The 1,073-nt window shown below is 58.4% G+C and carries 1 protein-coding gene; it reads left to right on the top strand.

From position 1 onward, the window contains the following. The coding region (locus tag P0D80_RS50400; RefSeq protein WP_408296295.1) for a group II intron reverse transcriptase/maturase at nucleotides 1-995 on the top strand (995 nt) is incomplete at its 5' end. Nucleotides 996-1,073: the final 78 nt, after the last annotated feature.

A 1,073-nucleotide genomic window follows, 5' to 3' on the forward strand; every position in this document is an offset into this window, starting at 1 on the left:
TGCCCACCGTGTCTGATCGAATTGCCCAGACAGTTGTCAAGCTCATGATCGAGCCGATATTCCATGAAGATTCCTATGGGTACCGGCCGGGGAGGTCGGCGAAACAGGCGGTTGCGGTAACGCGTGAGCGCTGCTGGAAATACGACTGGGTTGTTGAGTTTGACATCAAGGCGGCATTCGATCAGATCGATCATGGCCTCCTGCTCAAGGCGGTGCGCAGGCACATCAAGGCGGACTGGATCCTGCTGTATATCGAGCGGTGGCTGACAGCGCCGTTCGAGACTGCGGACGGAGCGAGACTGCCGCGAGTGCGCGGTACACCCCAGGGTGGAGTGGTCAGCCCGATGCTGATGAATCTGTTCATGCACTATGCGCTTGATGCATGGATGCAGCGACACTTCCCGCAATGTCCCTTTGCGCGTTATGCCGATGATGCGGTGGTTCACTGCCGCAGCGAGGCGCAGGCGCAGGAGGTCATGCACGCCATTGCCTCGCGGCTGGCGGAATGCGGGTTGGAGATGCATCCTGAGAAGTCAGGCATCGTGTATTGCAGGGACCGAAGTCGTACTCAAGCCTACCCGAATGTGACCTTCACATTTCTGGGTTTCCTGTTTCGTCCGCGAAGGGTGATGACCAGGTCTGGGCAGCTCTCAACGAGCTTTCTGCCCGGGGTGAGTCGTGATGCCCTGAAACGGATGAGACAGAAAGTACGGGGGTGGCGGCTACCTCGTCAGACGTTTCGGTCACTGGTCGAACTGGCCGATCAATGCAATCCCACGATACGTGGCTGGTGGAACTATTACGGGGCTTTCTATCGGACGGCCATGCAGGGGCTCGGTCTGTATCTCGACCGCAAGCTCGCCCGCTGGGCCCGATGCAAGTACAAGACACTACGACGGCATAAACGGCGTAGCGACGAGTGGTTGCACAAGATGAGGACGGCGTACCCGCGACAGTTTGTGCACTGGCAGTTTCTGGGGGTAAAGGTTGGATAACGGGAGCCGTGTAAATCGAGAGGTTTACGCACGGTTCTGCGAGAGGCTCGGGGTGAAATCCCCCGGGCCTACTTACCT

The sequence above is a fragment of the Paraburkholderia sp. RL17-373-BIF-A genome (genome assembly GCF_046030175.1).
In the GTDB taxonomy this organism is placed as follows: domain Bacteria; phylum Pseudomonadota; class Gammaproteobacteria; order Burkholderiales; family Burkholderiaceae; genus Paraburkholderia.